Annotated in this window: 17 protein-coding genes; 8 read left to right on the forward strand and 9 right to left on the reverse strand. The window is 64.0% G+C overall.

The window, feature by feature from the left end; translation table 11 throughout:
- Positions 1-18: 18 nt before the first annotated feature.
- The 3 genes from AB3X99_RS05615 to AB3X99_RS05625 form a co-directional block, all read right to left on the reverse strand.
- Positions 19-948: a LysR family transcriptional regulator gene (locus AB3X99_RS05615; RefSeq protein ID WP_342947089.1), complete on the reverse strand. Its 930-nt coding sequence runs from the start codon at positions 946-948 to the stop codon at positions 19-21.
- A 12-nt stretch (positions 949-960) separates the two neighbouring features.
- A complete protein-coding gene (locus tag AB3X99_RS05620) occupies positions 961-2,394 on the reverse strand; it encodes an NAD(P)/FAD-dependent oxidoreductase (RefSeq protein ID WP_368616348.1) in 1,434 nt (477 codons plus the stop codon).
- A gap of 68 nt (positions 2,395-2,462) precedes the next feature.
- Positions 2,463-2,807, reverse strand: a complete 345-nt coding sequence (locus tag AB3X99_RS05625) for a cupin domain-containing protein (protein ID WP_368616349.1) — start codon at positions 2,805-2,807, stop codon at positions 2,463-2,465.
- A 166-nt stretch (positions 2,808-2,973) separates the two neighbouring features.
- On the opposite strand from AB3X99_RS05625, the gene AB3X99_RS05630 reads away from it, so the two are divergent.
- The 6 genes from AB3X99_RS05630 (at position 2,974) to AB3X99_RS05655 (ending at position 8,335) form a co-directional block, all read left to right on the forward strand.
- Positions 2,974-3,804 (forward strand): helix-turn-helix transcriptional regulator, encoded by an 831-nt coding sequence (locus AB3X99_RS05630; RefSeq protein ID WP_342947087.1) that lies wholly within the window; start codon positions 2,974-2,976, stop codon positions 3,802-3,804.
- A 138-nt stretch (positions 3,805-3,942) separates the two neighbouring features.
- Positions 3,943-4,893 carry an agmatinase gene (speB, locus tag AB3X99_RS05635; RefSeq protein ID WP_368616350.1) on the forward strand — a complete coding sequence of 317 codons (951 nt, stop codon included), beginning with the start codon at positions 3,943-3,945 and terminating at the stop codon, positions 4,891-4,893.
- Positions 4,894-4,911: 18 nt separating this feature from the next.
- Complete coding sequence (locus tag AB3X99_RS05640; protein ID WP_368616351.1) at positions 4,912-6,396, forward strand: aldehyde dehydrogenase family protein; 1,485 nt, start codon at positions 4,912-4,914, stop codon at positions 6,394-6,396.
- 143 nt (positions 6,397-6,539) lie between these two features.
- Positions 6,540-6,929, forward strand: a complete 390-nt coding sequence (locus tag AB3X99_RS05645; RefSeq protein ID WP_368616352.1) for a DUF2946 domain-containing protein — start codon at positions 6,540-6,542, stop codon at positions 6,927-6,929.
- Positions 6,930-7,062: 133 nt separating this feature from the next.
- Positions 7,063-7,944: a hypothetical protein gene (locus tag AB3X99_RS05650; protein WP_368616715.1), complete on the forward strand. Its 882-nt coding sequence runs from the start codon at positions 7,063-7,065 to the stop codon at positions 7,942-7,944.
- A gap of 28 nt (positions 7,945-7,972) precedes the next feature.
- On the forward strand, positions 7,973-8,335 hold the full coding sequence (locus tag AB3X99_RS05655) for a copper resistance protein CopC (RefSeq protein WP_368616353.1): 363 nt from the start codon (positions 7,973-7,975) through the stop codon (positions 8,333-8,335).
- An 85-nt stretch (positions 8,336-8,420) separates the two neighbouring features.
- Here AB3X99_RS05655 and AB3X99_RS05660 read toward each other — a convergent pair whose 3' ends face one another.
- The 4 genes from AB3X99_RS05660 to AB3X99_RS05675 all read right to left on the reverse strand — a co-directional run bounded on the left by AB3X99_RS05660 (position 8,421) and on the right by AB3X99_RS05675 (position 12,208).
- Positions 8,421-8,570 carry a hypothetical protein gene (locus tag AB3X99_RS05660; protein ID WP_368616354.1) on the reverse strand — a complete coding sequence of 50 codons (150 nt, stop codon included), beginning with the start codon at positions 8,568-8,570 and terminating at the stop codon, positions 8,421-8,423.
- Positions 8,571-8,865: 295 nt separating this feature from the next.
- The gene (locus AB3X99_RS05665; protein WP_368616355.1) at positions 8,866-10,056 is read right to left on the reverse strand and encodes a porin; all 1,191 of its coding nucleotides are present in this window, start codon (positions 10,054-10,056) and stop codon (positions 8,866-8,868) included.
- Between the two features lie 119 nt (positions 10,057-10,175).
- Positions 10,176-10,970, reverse strand: coding sequence for an ABC transporter substrate-binding protein (locus tag AB3X99_RS05670; protein WP_368616356.1), 795 nt, complete (start codon positions 10,968-10,970; stop codon positions 10,176-10,178).
- 68 nt (positions 10,971-11,038) lie between these two features.
- Positions 11,039-12,208, reverse strand: a complete 1,170-nt coding sequence (locus AB3X99_RS05675) for a M20 aminoacylase family protein (protein ID WP_368616357.1) — start codon at positions 12,206-12,208, stop codon at positions 11,039-11,041.
- 130 nt (positions 12,209-12,338) lie between these two features.
- On the opposite strand from AB3X99_RS05675, the gene AB3X99_RS05680 reads away from it, so the two are divergent.
- Complete coding sequence (locus tag AB3X99_RS05680) at positions 12,339-13,292, forward strand: LysR substrate-binding domain-containing protein (RefSeq protein WP_368616358.1); 954 nt, start codon at positions 12,339-12,341, stop codon at positions 13,290-13,292.
- A 44-nt stretch (positions 13,293-13,336) separates the two neighbouring features.
- On the opposite strand, the gene AB3X99_RS05685 is transcribed toward AB3X99_RS05680, so the two are convergent.
- Entirely contained in the window at positions 13,337-13,807 is a 471-nt protein-coding gene (locus tag AB3X99_RS05685; protein ID WP_368616359.1) for a ribonuclease, read from the reverse strand.
- 553 nt (positions 13,808-14,360) lie between these two features.
- Complete coding sequence (locus AB3X99_RS05690; RefSeq protein ID WP_368616360.1) at positions 14,361-15,473, reverse strand: alkene reductase; 1,113 nt, start codon at positions 15,471-15,473, stop codon at positions 14,361-14,363.
- Here AB3X99_RS05690 and AB3X99_RS05695 point away from each other — a divergent pair.
- On the forward strand, positions 15,472-15,729 hold the full coding sequence (locus tag AB3X99_RS05695; RefSeq protein ID WP_368616361.1) for a hypothetical protein: 258 nt from the start codon (positions 15,472-15,474) through the stop codon (positions 15,727-15,729). The genes AB3X99_RS05690 and AB3X99_RS05695 overlap by 2 nt on opposite strands.
- Positions 15,730-15,772: the final 43 nt, after the last annotated feature.

A 15,772-nucleotide genomic window follows, 5' to 3' on the forward strand; every position in this document is an offset into this window, starting at 1 on the left:
TGGCGCGCAGCGCTTCTTTCATTCAACCAGCGCTTCGGGCGCGGCGGCATGCTGCCCGTAGACGCCCAGCAGATCGTCGCAGAACGCGCGCACGATGGGCTTTTCCGCCGCGCTGCGCTTGACGGCCAGATGCATCGGCACGTCGAAGCCGAACGTGGTGCGTCCGAGCGCCCGGATGAGGCCGCGTTGCTCGAACGGCTCGGCGTGATGCGCAGGCAGATAGCCGATATGGCTGCCCGAGAGGATCAGAACCGTGGCGGCGTCGATGCTGTCGGCAATCGCCGTCACCTGCCGGTCGCCGATACCGGCAAGCTCCTCGGGGATCGGATAGCTGCGCCAGACCCAGTCGTGCTCGCGCAGATCATCGACATTGACGTGCGGCGCATGATGGAACAGCGCGTGCCCGCGCCCGCAGCACAGCACCTGGCGCTCGCTGAACAGCTCGGTGTAGTCGAGGCCCGCCACGCGATGCCAGAAGTAGCCGATCGCAATGTCGAGGTGGTTGTTGACGAGGCTTTCTTCGAGTTCCTGCGGCGCCGCGACCTTCATCGTGAAACGCACGGCCTGATCGCGTTTGCGGAATGCGCCTATCGCTTCCGCGAGCCGCGCGTTCTCGACGTGCGAAGCCTGGCCAATCAGGCCGATGCCGAGCGTGCCGACGAGTTTTCGGTCAATATCGCGCACCCGCGCCACGAACTCGGTGGTGGCCGCAACGAGCGCGCGCGCCGAGGGCACGAAACGTTCGCCCTTCGACGTGAGACGAAAGCCGCCGCGTCCGCGCTCGCAGAGCTTGAAGCCCACGCGCGCCTCGAGCGCCGAGAGCTGCGTGCTGATGGTGGACTGCCGCACGCCTAGCGTCGCTTCGGCTGCCGTGATACCGCGCGCGTCCACCACGGCGAGAAACACGCGGATGAGCCGCAGGTCGAGATCGGAGGTATTGGAGAACATGCCGCTAGTCCCTCACATCGGAAAGCCCATCGCCTTGATACCCTTGATCCACGCGCGCTTCCAGCCGCCTTCGGCGTCGGCGCCGTCGAACGCATGGAACGTGACCTTGGCGGCCAGCCAGCGCACTGGCTCCGGCGGGATATAGGTCGGGCTCTGGTTGGCAATATCGAGCGTGCGCTCGGGGCTGTTGCGGTCGAACAGGATATTCAGGCCCATGAAGGCGCCGAAGCGGCTCGCCGCCACGCCAAAGCCCGTGTAACCCGCCACGAAAACAGCTTTGTCGTTCAGATAGCGCTTCGCGAATACGGAGCCGCGCGAGCAGTAGTCGATCGGGCCGCCCCATGCATGCGAGAAGCGCACGTCCGCAAGCTGCGGGAAGGTGCGGTAGAACGCCTGCGCGAGCCGATAGTAGGTCTCGGCCTTCTGGTCCTGCGCGGGATTCGGATCGCCGTCGAAGTGATAGCTCACGAGCCCGCCGAAGATGATGTTGTTGTTCTTCGTGAGGCGGAAGTAATTGAGCTGCGTGCGCGTGTCGTAAATGCCCTGGCGATGCTTCCAGCCGATACGCGCGAGCTGTTCTTCGGTGAGCGCTTCGGTGGCGAGCACGTGGTCGCGCACCTGCAGCACGCGCCGGTTGATATCGGGAATGCCGACTTTCGCCGTACCGCTGCCGAACACCACGCGCGGCGCGCGCACGCTGCCTTCGGGCGTCTTCACGTAAACAGTTTGGCCTTCGTCGATGACATCGATGAGCGGCGTGTGCTCGTAGAGCTTCACGCCGAGCGAAAGCGCCGCGCGTTTGAGGCCCCACGCGAGCTTGGCCGGATGCACGATGCCGCTGCGATTGCGCGACCACAGCGCGCCGGCGAACAACGGCGAATCGAGTTGCTCGCGCGTCGCTTTGCTGTCGAGCAGAACGACATCGTGCCCGTAGCGCTTGTGCAGCTCGTAGTCGCCGCGCAAGTGCTCGATATGCTCCGGATCGACCGCCACCGTCATTTCGCCGTTCCATTCGATGTCGGCGTCGATGTTGTAGCGCTTGAGCGTCTGCTCGAAGCCATCGAGGTTGTGATGACCGAATTCTTCGAGCTGCGCAATATCGTTGGGGAATACCCGTACGGCATTGGGCAGTCCATGCATCACCGAAGTCGAGATGATGCCGCCCGCGCGGCCCGACGCGCCGTGCGCGACCTTACCCGCCTCGATCAGCACGACGTTCAGATGCGGCATCTGCTCCCTGGCCTGCACGGCGGCCCATAGCCCCGTGAAACCGCCGCCGACGATCAGCAGGTCGGCCTCGACGTTGGCGGCGAGCCTGGGCTCGGTCGGCGGCTCGGCGGGGTTGTCGAGCCAGTACGGAAAGAACCGTGTGCGCGAAAGCGCCTCTTGCACGCTGAGCGTGGCGCCCGGGCGCGATTCGACTTCAACTTCTGCAGGGGTACTCATGATTGGCTTCACTGCGCGGAACGAGAGAAACAGAACCGCCTCCCGTTGAAGGCGGCTCGCCATGGTCCTTAGGCCTGTTCGAGCACGACGTAGAACTTCTTCGCGTCTTCGAGGGTTTCCCAGCGGCCTGCAAAGCCGGCGGGCAGCAGATAGCCCTGGCCGGCCGCAAATTCCTTGCGGGAGCCGTTCGCGTCGGTCAGGGCGATCTTGCCTGCCACGAGCCATACCGCTTCGTCGGCGGTCGTGGCCGGGAAGTCCACCGCGCCGACCTTGCCTTCCCACCAGCCGACCACGTAGTGGTTGTTCTTGCCGACCGTGGCGCGCCAGTCGCTTTCGTCCATGCCGTATTCCAGTTTGGTGAATTCGCCGATGCCAGCGCCCAGCGGCACGATGTCCTGAATCAGTTTGCTCATTTGCGTCGCTTCCAGTTGATTGAGTGACGCCAAAGTTACCGACTGGCGCGGTTGCGGTATGCCCCCCCTCAGGGGGGGCAAGCGGTATTTTGCTGCGTGATTTGGGCATTTTGGGCGGCCAATAGCGTTCGGCTATAATCAATCAGCCATTATGAATGGGCGTGCCATGCTGCTCAACGTCCCCCCGCTGAACCGCGATCAACCGAACTTTCCGCTCTCGTTCAAGACCCTCGGCAACGTGATCGAGGCCGTCGGCACGCCCGATTTCGTGCCGCGTCTCACGCTGCTGCTCAACGAGGTCGTGCCGGTCAATGTCGTGCATATCGAACGTTCGCGCGCGGACAACACGATGCCCACGGGCTATCGCTGCGAATGGATCGGCAGTGGCGGGGTCGGAATGGATTCGGGCGCGATCTCGGACGTGATGACGCTCTACTACGACCGCTTCTACGAAAGCGATCCGCTCTTCGCGGGCATTCGCGGCAAGCTCGGCACGATGCTGGTGGTGCGCGACATCGGCGCGATGCCGCCGGGCGAATTCCGCCAGCGGCTCTTCGACGAGGCGCGCATTGCCCACGAATGCGTGCTCGCTCGCGGCACCCGCCACGCGCAGGACTCTATCGCGCTCGAACGCGGGCTGCGCGAACCGCCGTTTACGCTCATGGAAATGAACCGTTTTCGCAGCGTGAGCGAGTTTCTGTTTCCACTGCTCGAGTTGCACGCCTCCACGAGCGCGGCCCGGCGCATCGCCCATGCGGCTCCGTTCATGCATCCGCTCGCGCAGTTCGACGCACGCCTTGCGGCCGACAACGTGCGCCTGTCCAAGCGCGAATACGAAACCTGTGCGCACCTCATCACGGGCAAGACCGTGCCCGAAGCCGCGCAGATCCTGGGCGTGCAGGTGGCCACCGCCGAGTCGTACGTGAAGCGCGCCTTCGCGAAACTGGGCGTGCGCACCAAGCGCGAACTGATCGCCTGGGGCCACGCTGCGGTTTAGTCAGGCTGGTCGGCCTGTTAAGGACCCGCATACATCGATTTCCATCGATGTAAACATCTCAACTTCAATATTTGGCCGCGCGGGATCTCCCCTACCATCGCCCGATCGATTTGACTCTAACGATCGGAGACACACCAGATGGAACGCCAGTTCAACCAACCGCAGGGCGGCAACGAGATGCCGCGATTCGGCGGCATCGCCACGATGATGCGCCTGCCGCAGGCCGAGACCACCGAGGGCCTCGACGTCTGCTTCGTGGGCGTGCCGCTCGATATCGGCACCTCGAATCGCTCCGGCACGCGCTTCGGGCCGCGCCAGATCCGCTCGGAATCGGTGCTGCTGCGCCCGTACAACATGGCCACGCGCGCGGCGCCGTTCGATTCGCTGCAGGTGGCCGATATCGGTGACGTCGCAACGAATCCGTATGACCTGAAGGATTCGATTCGTCTGATCGAAGCGGCCTACGACCGCATCGTCGAGACGGGCTGCCGCCCGATCACGCTCGGCGGCGACCACACGATCGCGTGGCCGATCCTGCGCGCGCTGCACAAGAAATACGGCAAGGTCGCCGTCGTCCACATCGACGCTCACGCCGACGTGAACGACACCATGTTCGGTGAAAAGATCGCGCACGGTACGCCGTTTCGCCGCGCCGTCGAGGATGGCCTCCTGCAATGCGACAAGGTCACGCAAATCGGCCTGCGCGGCACCGGCTATCACGCAGAAGACTTCGACTGGTGCCGCAAGCAGGGTTTCACCGTCGTGCAAGCCGAAGCCTGCTGGAACCGCTCGCTCGCACCGCTCATGGAACAGGTGCGCGAGCGCGTGGGCGACACGCCCGTGTACCTGAGCTTCGATATCGACGGGCTCGATCCCGCCTTCGCGCCCGGCACCGGCACGCCCGAAATCGGCGGCCTCACCGTGCACCAGGGCCTCGAAATCGTGCGTGGCATGAAGGGGCTCAACGTAGTGGGCGCCGATCTCGTCGAAGTCTCGCCGCCGTACGACCAGGCCGGCACGACCGCGCTCGTGGGCGCGAATCTCGCCTTCGAAATGCTTTGCATCATGCCCGGCGTGGCTTACCGCTAGGGCGCGAGGAGACAAATCATGGCTACGAATACCGAACGTCGGATCGACGGCGAAGCCTTCGTGCTGCCCGCCGCAACGATTGCGGGCGAAACGTTTTGCGCCGCGGACAGCGAAGTGTGCTCGCGCATCTGCAATGCGGCCACGGGCGAAACGATCGGCTGGCAGGAGCATGCGACGGCCGCGATGGTCGATCGGGCCGTGCACGCCGCGCACGATGCGCTCATCGCGTGGCGGCACACCACACCGGCCGCGCGCGGCAGGCTGCTGCGCAAGATCGCCGAACTGATGGAAGCCGACCGCGCACGCCTCGCTGCCATGCAGATGCAGGTGAGCGGCAAGCCGCCGTTCGAAGCAGACCTCGACGTGAGCGACGCCGTCGCGACGTTCAACTACTACGCCAGCCTCTGCGATGACGCCTCGGCGTTCGCCGTCGAAGCGGTCGCGGTGCCGGACGATGCGCTGCTGGCCGAACGCGTGCACGAACCCGTCGGCGTCGCGGCGCTGATCGTGCCGTGGAATTTCCCGATGGTCACGACGGCGTGGAAACTCGCACCCGCGCTGGCCGCGGGCTGCACGGTCGTCATCAAGCCTTCGGAACTCACCTCGCCCACCGAGCACATGCTCGCCGCAATCGTGAGCGAAGCGGGCGTGCCCGATGGTGTCGTGAACGTGGTCAACGGCGGCGGCGACGTCGGCGCGTGGCTGACGACGCATCCGCTCGTCGACAAGATCTCGTTCACCGGCAGCACGGCTTCGGGCCGCAAGGTCATGCAGGCCGCCGCGCAGGACATGAAGCGCCTCACGCTCGAACTGGGCGGCAAATCCGCGCTGATCGTGCGCGAAGACGCCGACGTGGCGCAGGCCGTCTCGCTCGCGGTGGGCGGCGCGTTCACCAACGCCGGGCAGATGTGCTCGGCCACCGCGCGTATCCTCGTGCACGACAACGTGTATCGCAAGTTCATGGCCGCGTTCGAGACCGCGGTGCGAGCCGTCGTGGTCGCGCCGCCTCAAGGTGCGGACGCGGCAATGGGACCGCTCATCAGCGCGGCCCAACACGCGCGCGTGGCCGCCCTTGTGGCGCAAGGCGTCGAAGCGGGCGCACAGATTGCGTTCGCGGGGAAACTCGATCCCGCCTGCGCCGATGGCTTCTTCATGGCGCCCGTCGTCATCGCGGAGCCCGCGGCGGACAACGTGCTGTGGACCGACGAAGTTTTCGGACCGGTCGCGTGCGTGAAGTCTTTCCGTTCGGATGACGAAGCAATCGCACTCGCCAACGATACACGTTACGGACTGGTCGCCACGGTCGTGACGCGCGACGAAAAGGCCGCGCGACGCTACAAGGCGCAGTTGCGCGCCGGGCTCGTCTGGGTGAACACCCCGCAACTGATCTTCCCGCAAGTGTGCTGGGGCGGCTTCGGCCTGAGCGGCATCGGCCGCGAACTGGGCGTCGCGGGCTTGCGCAGCTACCAGGAATTGCGTCACACAGTCGGCCTGCGCGGCTGATCGCTTCAAGGCACTTTCGTGCCGGTTTCACGCGGGCTCGATCGCGGCCGCGACGCCTTGACGGGCGGCGCTGCCGTAAGCCGCGCGGCGGGGATGGCGGCTCGCGTGGCATAATCGCCGCACTATTTCCGCCACTTCACGCCGTGCGCCGATTCCATCTCAGGCTGGGCAGTCTACTGGGGACGCTTGCGCTCCTCATGGCGACGCTCGCGCCCGTGGTTTCGCACCTGCTTGCCGCCCAGGCCATGCAGATGGCGCCCGGCACGGTGGAACGCGCGCCCTGCGGCATGCCTTCGATGGAGCATCATGTTCACGGCGCGAGCGGCACAGCGGGCACGCACGCAACATCGGGCGACATGCAGGACTGCGGCTATTGCAGCTTCTTCGCGCACCTGCCCGTCGTGTCCGGCGTACCCGTGGCGCTGTTCGTCGTCGGCCGGCTCGTGCAAGCGCGCATCGCGGCGCAGTTCGAAAGCGTTCGCCTCGTCGCGCCCGCGGGCTACATCCACGCACGCGCCCCACCCCTGTCCTGACTGGCTCGACCATGCCAATCCCGGCCGACGCGCCCAGCGTGTCGCCGGGTCTGCCCGCGCGCCGCCGAAGCTCGCGCGCGTGCCTCGCTCCTCGACAGGACAACTCATGTCTGACCAATCGCCTTCCAGCCGCATGGCGCCGGGCGTTCTTGCCGACCTTCGCACACTCGGTCGACTCGTCGGCTGCGCGCTGCTGCTCGGACCGTGCGTGGCCCATGCACACGCCATCGCGGGCGACCGCGTTTTCCCCTCCACGCTCTCCGTCGACGACCCGGGCGTAGGCGACGAAGCCAACCTCGAATTCGGGCACCAGCGCGTGCCGGCTGACGCCGGCGACCAGAGCATCAACACCTTCCGCTTCGAGTACGACAAGCTCATCACGCCGCGGCTCGCGTTCTCGGTGGACGGCGGCTACGTCATGCAGAACAACCCCACGGCGCGCGGCTTCGACAACTTCGGCGTGGGGCTCAAGTACCTGCTCTACGTGAACGATGCGCATGAATTCATGACCTCGGTCGGCGTGAACGCCGAACTCGGCGGCACCGGCAGCCGGGCGATCGCCAACAACTTCTCGACGATCTCGCCCACGGTCTTCGCCGGCAAGGGCATGGGCGATCTGCCCGACTCGCTCGCCTGGCTGCGGCCCATCGCCATCACCGGAGAAGCGGGACCGTCGTTCACGACCGGAGGCGGGCAGCCGAACTCGTTCGACTATGGCTTCACGTTCCAGTACAGCCTGCCCTACCTGCAGCAGCACGTGCACGACCTCGGCTTGCCGCAGCCGTTTTCCAACCTCATCCCGCTGGTCGAAGTGCCCCTCTCGCGCAGCCAGGGACAAACGACCGGGACCGTCAACCCCGGCTTCATCTGGATGAACCGTTACGGCCAGCTCGGCATCGAAGCACAGATCCCGATCAACCGGGCGAGCGGCTCGCACGTCGGCATCCTCGCGCAGGTGCACATGTTCTTCGACGATGTCGCGCCGCGCACGATCGGCAAGCCGCTGTTCCAGTAAGCCAGCACATTCACACAGGAATATCGCCATGAAACTCGCTACTTTGCGCACGGCTGTTGCCTCGATCGCGCTGCTCGCCGCCCACCTCGCATGGGCGCACGCCTATCCGAAGCATCAGGAACCGCCCGCGGGATCGAGCGCGCCGGCCACGCTCAACGCGGTCGTGATCGACTTCGACGATGGGCTCGAGCCCGCGTTCAGCTCCATCGACGTGACCGACGCGCAGGGCAAATCCGTCATTCGCGAGAAGGCCAAGGTCGATGCGGGCAACAGCAAGCGCATGTCGGTTGCGCTGAACGCGCTGACGCCCGGCAAGTATTCGGTGGTGTGGGTCGCGGTTGCCGCCGATGGGCATCGCACGACCGGACATTACTCGTTCGATGTGAAGTGAACGGGTAACGACGAGATGAGGCCATGCTGCGATTTCTTGCGCTTTCGCAGTGTGGCTCTTCGTTGTTATCCGGCGGGGTGCCGGCTCAATGCGGCGTGGTTGTGGTAAAGGCTTCGGGCGAGCCGTTCAAGGCGTCGTACAGATCCCCAACGGGCAAGTCGCCGATTTCGTTGTGGATATAGGCGTTAAATGTGCGGTCGTAGAGCGCACGCCCGGCGTCGGTTTCCATCGTCATGTCGAAGCCGTTGAGAACCAGGCCGGCGATCTCGTCGGCTTCGAGCAGGATATGTTCAGCTTTCTTTCGTTCCGTGGTAGTGCTCCGGTACTGCAGGATCAGGCAATTTTAAAGGGAACGGCCCAAAAATGCTGGAGAAAAAAACGGGGGCGATTCGGTTTCGTTCCCGCGATGCGGCATACGCCGACGCGCCACAATACTTAGTTATCCGATTCATTTTCGAAACCTGAGTCTTTCATAAAATCACCATGGGCGGCGCTCAGACCGTGCAGAGCGCCGCGTGCAGGCTACGACGTCAGAAGCTGTGACGAATGGCGGCACGCACCACGACCTGGCGGGAAGTGGACGAGAGATCCTGTGCACCGGGCACATAAGCCTTGTCGAGCGACGAGCCGGTCTTGTCGCCCGCCACGAGCTGGAATGCGCCCTGCAGATACACGTCCGTGCGTTTCGAGAGGTTGTAGTCGGCCATCACGCCCACGGAGTGGATCGATGGCTTCACGCTGCCTGTCGTCGCGTCGTAGTGTACGAGCGTGTAGACATAGTCCGCTCCGACGTAGAAAGCCGGCGTAAGCTGATACTTGCCGTTCACCTCGAAGTTCTGATACCTGAGCGACGTCACCCGGCCGCCGGCGAGCGGCCCCGTCACCGGCTGGATCGTCTCGTCACCGGTGAGATACCCGACGTTCGCCACAGGCTGGCCGATGTACGTATTGGTGTACGCGAAGCCGACCGTTGCCGAGCCCGCTGTGTAGCTCACGCCAGCGCCGAAAATCTGCAGACGCGACGAAGCGAAATTGCCGTCCGCGCCGTTCGTACTGCTCGCGCCCGCAATCGCGCCGCCCGAGGTCAGCGCGGGGTTGCTGGCGTTCAGGTAGGCCGCGGCGATGAGCCATTCGCCCACCGTGTATTGCGCCCCCACGCTCACCGCGCGGTTGTTCGCGAAGTTCGTGTCGTTGCTGAAGCTATACGTGCCGCCGAACGAGAAGCCGCCGAACGTCGGACTCGCGTATTTGATCGTGTTGTTCAGGCGAAAGGTATTGTCGGTATTGTCGTTGTCGTAGGGGTGCGAAAACAGGTAGCCGCCCCAGTTGCCGTTCGCCGTCGTCTGCGCGAGATAGTCCACCACGGCGTCGTACTGACGCCCGAACGTGAGCGTGCCGTAGCGTTCATTGGCGAGACCAACGTACGCCTGGCGTCCGAAGGCTCGGCCGCCTTGTGCCAGCGTCCCGTTGCTCGCATTGAAGCCGCTTTCGATCTGAAAGACCGCGCTGTTGCCGCCGCCCAGGTCTTCAGTGCCCTTCAGACCCCAGCGGCTGCCTTGGGCGTAGCCGCTCGTCATTTCGTAGACGGCGTGACCGCCGACGTTGTTCGTATAGTCAATGCCCTCGTCGATCAAACCGTACAGGGTCACGCTGCTTTGCGCAAAGGCTGGCGCCGCCGCACCGCACAGCGCCATGACGCAAACGATCTTCCTCTTGCTCATATGTCTTCCGTTTTTATAAGTCATACTTATTATCAGGCGAATACATAGCCCGCTTTTCGTCACCAGGGCGGATCGCATGCCTTGCGCCCGCCCTGGTCAATTGCACGACCTGTCCAGAGTTATTTCGAGCCGTAAATATCGAAGTCGAAGTACTTCTTGTTGATACGCGCGTAGGTGCCGTTTGCGAGAATGTCGGCGAGTGCGCCGTTGAAGGCTTCGCGCAGTTCGGTGTCCTGCTTGCGCAGGCCGAGGCCGTCGCCCTGACCAAAGAATTTCGGGTCGTCGATGGCCTGGCCCGCGAACGTGAAGTCCTTGCCTTCAGGGCGCTTCAGAAAGCCGTCGCTTGCGGCGATCGACGCCTGAAACGCGGCATCCAGGCGGCCCGACGTCAAATCGGTATAGACCTGGTCCTGGTTTTGATAGGGGACGATCTCCACGCCCGCGGGCTGCCACTTCGCGCGCGCGTAGTCTTCCTGACTCGTGCCCTGCTCCACGCCCACGCGCTTGCCCTTGAGCGAAGCTGCATCGGGCAGGAGCGGCGAGCCGCGGCGCACGACGAGCCGCGCGGGCGCATTCGAGATCTTGTTCGTGAAGGCGATCTGCTCCGCGCGCTTGGGCGTGATCGTCATCGACGAAGAGATGACATCGAACTTGCGCGCGATGAGGCCTGGAATCATGCCGTCGAAGCTCGTTTCCACCCATACGCAATGCGCGTTCAGTTGCGCGCACAACGCATTGGCAATGTCCACGCCGAAGCCCGTGAGCTTGCCGTCCGGCGTTTTGTATTCGAGCGGCGGGTAAGTGGGATCGACCGCGAGCCGGATCTCCCGGCCCTTCAGGTCCACCGCGTGCGCCTGCCCCGCCGTTGCCGCCGCAGCGAGCGCCAGTGAGAGCGCCATCGTCCATTGCTTCATTTGCCCGTCTCCTTCGTGTCGTTTCGGTTGTTTCAATTGCTTCGGTGGTTTCTGCGATTTCTGCGGTGCTATTGCAGAATGTGTTCTGCGAGCTTGACCCAGTAGCTCGCGCCAATGGCAAGGCTCGCGTCGTTGAAGTCGTAGCCGGGGTTGTGAAGCGAGCAGTGCTGCTCGCCGTCACCATTGCCGATCGAGAGGTAGCTGCCGGGGCAGCGCTCCAGCATGTACGCAAAGTCCTCGCTCGCCATGAGCGGGCGCAGGCCGTCGAGCAGCATCTCCGGGCCGCCCCATTCGAGCGCGACGCGGCGCGCCACCTCGGTCTCGTCGCTATGGTTGACGAGCACCGGGTAGTCATGGCGATAGTCGATCTCCACGCGCGCGCCGTAACTCGCGGCCTGCCCGTGCGCCACTTCACGGATGCGGCGCTCCAGCAGTTCGCGCACCGGCGCCGAAAGCGCGCGCACGCTCAGGTGCAGGTCGGCGTGCGATGCAATGACGTTCGAGGCGCTCCCCGCGTGCAGCGCGCCGACGCTGACGACGGCCTGATCGTGCGGCGCCACGTTGCGCGCCACCACGCTTTGCAGCGCCATGACGATCGAGGCGCCGACCACGACGGGGTCGATCGTCTGCTGCGGCGCGGCCGCATGACCGCCGCGGCCGATCACGCGGATCGTCACCTCGTCCGCACTGGCCATGAATGCGCCGCTGTGAAAGCCGATTCGTCCTGCCGGGAAGCCAGGCACGTTATGCATCGCGAACACGGCGTCGCAGGGAAAGCGCTCGAAGAGGCCATCCTCGATCATCTTGCGCGCGCCGCCCAGGCCTTCTTCGGCCGGCTGAAAAATCAGGTGCAACGTGCCGCGCCACTGTGCGGTTTGCGCGAGGCATCGAGCGGCTGCCAGCAGTATCGCCGTGTGGCCGTCATGGCCGCAGGCATGCATCACGCCTTCGTTGCCGCTGGCGTAGGGTAGGCCCGTCGCCTCGCGTATGGGCAGCGCATCCATGTCGGCGCGCAGCCCAAGCCTGAACCCCCTGCCGCGCTCGAGCGTGGCGACCACGCCCGTGCCGCCCACGCCCCGCGTCACGCGATAGCCCCATGCTTCGAGCTTTTCGGCGACAAGCGCGCTCGTCACATGTTCTTCGAAGCCCAGTTCGGGCTGCGCATGCAACTGGCGGCGCAGCGCAATCATGTCGGCTTCGATTGCCGCCACCTCGGGCAAAACCCACTGTCTGCTCAATTCGCCTCCTCAGTCCATTCGTGCATCGTGGAGCGAATCGTATGCAGCGCAAATTCCGGGGAACAGCCAGCGTTTTGTTATGATGACAACCCATCGTTGTCACCCCACCTCTCTCGCCGCGCACGCTGACATGAAACTGCACCAACTGGAAGCGCTGGTCGCCAGCGCGGACGCCGGCAGTATTCGCGGCGCGGCCCGTTCGCTCAGGCTCTCGCAGGCGGCAGTCACGCGCGCGCTGCGCGAACTCGAGGCAAACGAGCGCCTGCCGCTCCTGATCCGCGCGCCCGAAGGCATTACCTTCACCGAGCACGGCAAGGTGCTGCTCACGCACGCGCGCATCGTGCTCAATCAACTCGAACACGCACACAACGACCTCGAGCGACTGAGAGGCCGTATGGAAGGCAGTCTCACGGTGGGCGTCACGCCGTGGATTACGCTGACCTTTCTGGCCGAGGCCGTACGGCTGTTTCGCGAGCGCATGCCCGACATCCGTCTGGAACTGGTCGAAGGATTGATGGCCGTTGCCCAGCCGCTGCTGCGCGACGGCAGCATGGACTTCGCCGTCGGCCAGTTGCAGCCCGGCGCGAGTGAGCAGGAGTTCGCATCCGAGGCTGTGCTCACTTACGAATCGTCGGTGATGGTGCGGGAAGGACACCGGAAAGTGCGGGCGCGCTCGATCCGCGAACTGCTCGATGAAGACTGGGTGCTGAACTTCGCGCCGGACGGCAAACGCGATCTGGTCGACTATCTGTTCACGCGCCACGGCGCGCAGATCGACGAACGCCGCATTGTGCGCGCGCAGTCGGTAGCGACGCTGCAAACCATGGTGGAGCAGGCAGACATGTGCACGTGGAGCCCGACGATCCTGAGCCACGTGCCGCCGTTCGGAGGCCGCCTGCGCTCGCTCGCGTTGCGCGAAGCGTTCGAACCCCGACAACTGGGCATCGTCACGCGCCGCAACAGCACACTGAGCCGCGCGGCCGTTGCTTTCATCGACTGTTTGCTGCAGGTGATACGCCGCCACGCGCGCTCGGCGAAGAAAGAAGACCTCGCCTTGTTCAAAACCCTGGAGCTATTGATTTAGCGCCCGAGCATGCGCTCAGGTACGACGAAAATCTGGATTCGCCTTTACCCGGCAATGCGCTTGAAGCTGACATAGTAGTCGTCGGTGTAATAGCAGTCGCTGGTCTGCTTGCGCGGTCCACCACATACGACCCGGCGCTGCCCACGATCCGTCATGCCCGGGGTGCGCACCGTGTATGTGTGGTAGTAGCCGCGTGGATGCTGCGGCAGTAATTGCGCCGTGTTACGGAACAGGACGCCGTCGTCCGCAAAAGGAAAGGGGCCGCCCGCTTTGATCAGCCGCAGTGTCTCGGTCGCTTCCCCCGGCAACTGCTTCATGGTGACGGTACCCAGCGCGCCCGCAACCTGCGCGCCTGATGCGGCAGGTGTGCCGCTTGCGCCCTGCGCGGGCTGACCCGGCGCCTGGCTCGCAGATGCCCCCGACGCCTCGGTGACGTTTCGCGAACTCTCCTTGCCGCAACCGCCAAGGATCGCGCCCAAGGCGACGACGCAAGGGACAACCCACGCTCTCTTCACGAAACGATTCTCCCCTCGTTGACCGGCACTCGACGAACAGGACAAACGTAAAGGTAGCGCGAATGGCGGAGCGAATCAATGCTCGACCGGGAACACGCACTCGTACACGTGACCCAGGCAGACGAACGGCGGCCGCTCACACCCGTTCCGATGTAAGCGGCCTGGACTTGCAATCACATACTGCCTGGATGAAGCGGTACTTCAACTGCGTGTTGCTCCGCACTTCAACTGCGTGATTCAACTGCGCGATGCTCTGCTCTTCAACTGCACGGTACTCTGCACTTCAACAACGAGTTGCCCTGCACTCCTCATTGATTCAACAGCGTGGTGCTTCGACATTGACACTCAACTCTGCCACATACGACTACAACTGCCGGACTGCTGTTCTGCAACGGGTACACGGTATGGTCCAACTCGACCGCAGGAGGGGAATCCTGGGATGGAGCCAACGTCTCGCTCCATGAAAGACAGTGTAGGCGTAGACGCGCTGAACCAATTGCCCGAAACGAGCCCAATATCGCGCTGAATTCGCGCAATTGGGCGGCCGCCCTGCTCAGGCTGCTGCCTGCGTCCCGGACTGATAGAACGGGTAGTCCGTATAACCGACGTGTGTGCCGCCAAAGAACGTGGGGCGGTCGTACCGGTTGAGCGACAGCTTGCGACGCAGCCGCTCCGGAAGATCGGGATTCGCAATGAAGTGACGACCGAATGCAACCAGATCGGCATCGCCGGCCTGCAGGATGGCCTCGGCCTTTTCGCCGTCGAAGCCGCCGGCCGCGATGATGGTGCCCGCATAGTGCTTGCGAATGAGCTGGGCAGCAACGGGATTGGGATCGGCGCCCTCGTTTTCGACATTGCCGAGAATGCGGGGCTCGATGAGGTGCAGGTACGCGAGATTCAGCTTGGCGAATTCTTGCGCAACATACGCGAACAAGCCGACAGGATCACTATCCGACATATCGCCCCACGACCCGCTCGGCCCAAGGCGCACGGCAACCTTGTCGCTTCCCCACACGGAAATCACAGCCCGTGTGGCTTCCATCAACAGGCGGGCGCGGTTTTCGAACGAACCGCCATAGATGTCCGTCCGCTTGTTGCTGCCGTCCTGCAGGAACTGGTCGAACAGATAGCCGTTTGCGGCGTGCAGTTCCACGCCGTCGAAGCCCGCCGCGACGCCGCGTGCCGCCGCAGCGCGAAAGCTCTCGACGATACCCGCAAGTTCATCCGTCTCAAGGGCGCGATTCGGCGTATTCGGAACCCAGCCGGCGTCCGTGTAGGCGACGCCGCCGTGAGGGACTTCCGAGGGACCCACGGGCCGCCCGCCATCGGGTTGCAGCTCCGAGTTCGACTGGCGCCCAGCGTGGTAGAGCTGAAGGAAAATCTTCGCGCCTTTCGCGTGCACGGCATCGGTCACGCGCTTCCAGCCCGCAATCTGACTATCGTCGTACAAGCCAGGCGCACCGAGATAGCCGTTGCCGTTCGGCGCAGCGATGGTGGCCTCGCTGATCAGAAAGCCGCCGGCCGACGCGCGTTGCGCGTAATACTCCGCCATGAGTACGCCGGGAATCGCGCCGCTTTCGGCGCGCATGCGGGTGAGCGGTGCAAGAACGACCCGGTGCGAGAACGTGTAAGGGCCGACTTTGACTTCAGAAAAGAGCTTGGACATGATTTACCCGAAGAAAGATGGGAAGGCGCGTCGATTGCTGGTTGTCCGACGTGACAGCGACGAAGCCGCAGAGTTAGCTTCCTTCGCCGTGACATCGATGAGCCAGAGTGTATATGCACACGTCGATGAATTTATCCCGATTCCTTCCACTACTGTTCGCGTATTTCGCAAACAATCCTTCAGCCGGGAAGCCGGTTTGAAAACATCCGTCCTCCTCCAGGCGACATGGCTATTTCAACCAGAAATAACCCGCTAAACATTATTGAAAACTGCTCGCATGTCGCTAGCATTCCTTCATC

It is taken from the genome of Paraburkholderia sp. BR10882 (assembly GCF_040948855.1).
Taxonomy (GTDB): domain Bacteria; phylum Pseudomonadota; class Gammaproteobacteria; order Burkholderiales; family Burkholderiaceae; genus Paraburkholderia; species Paraburkholderia nodosa_A.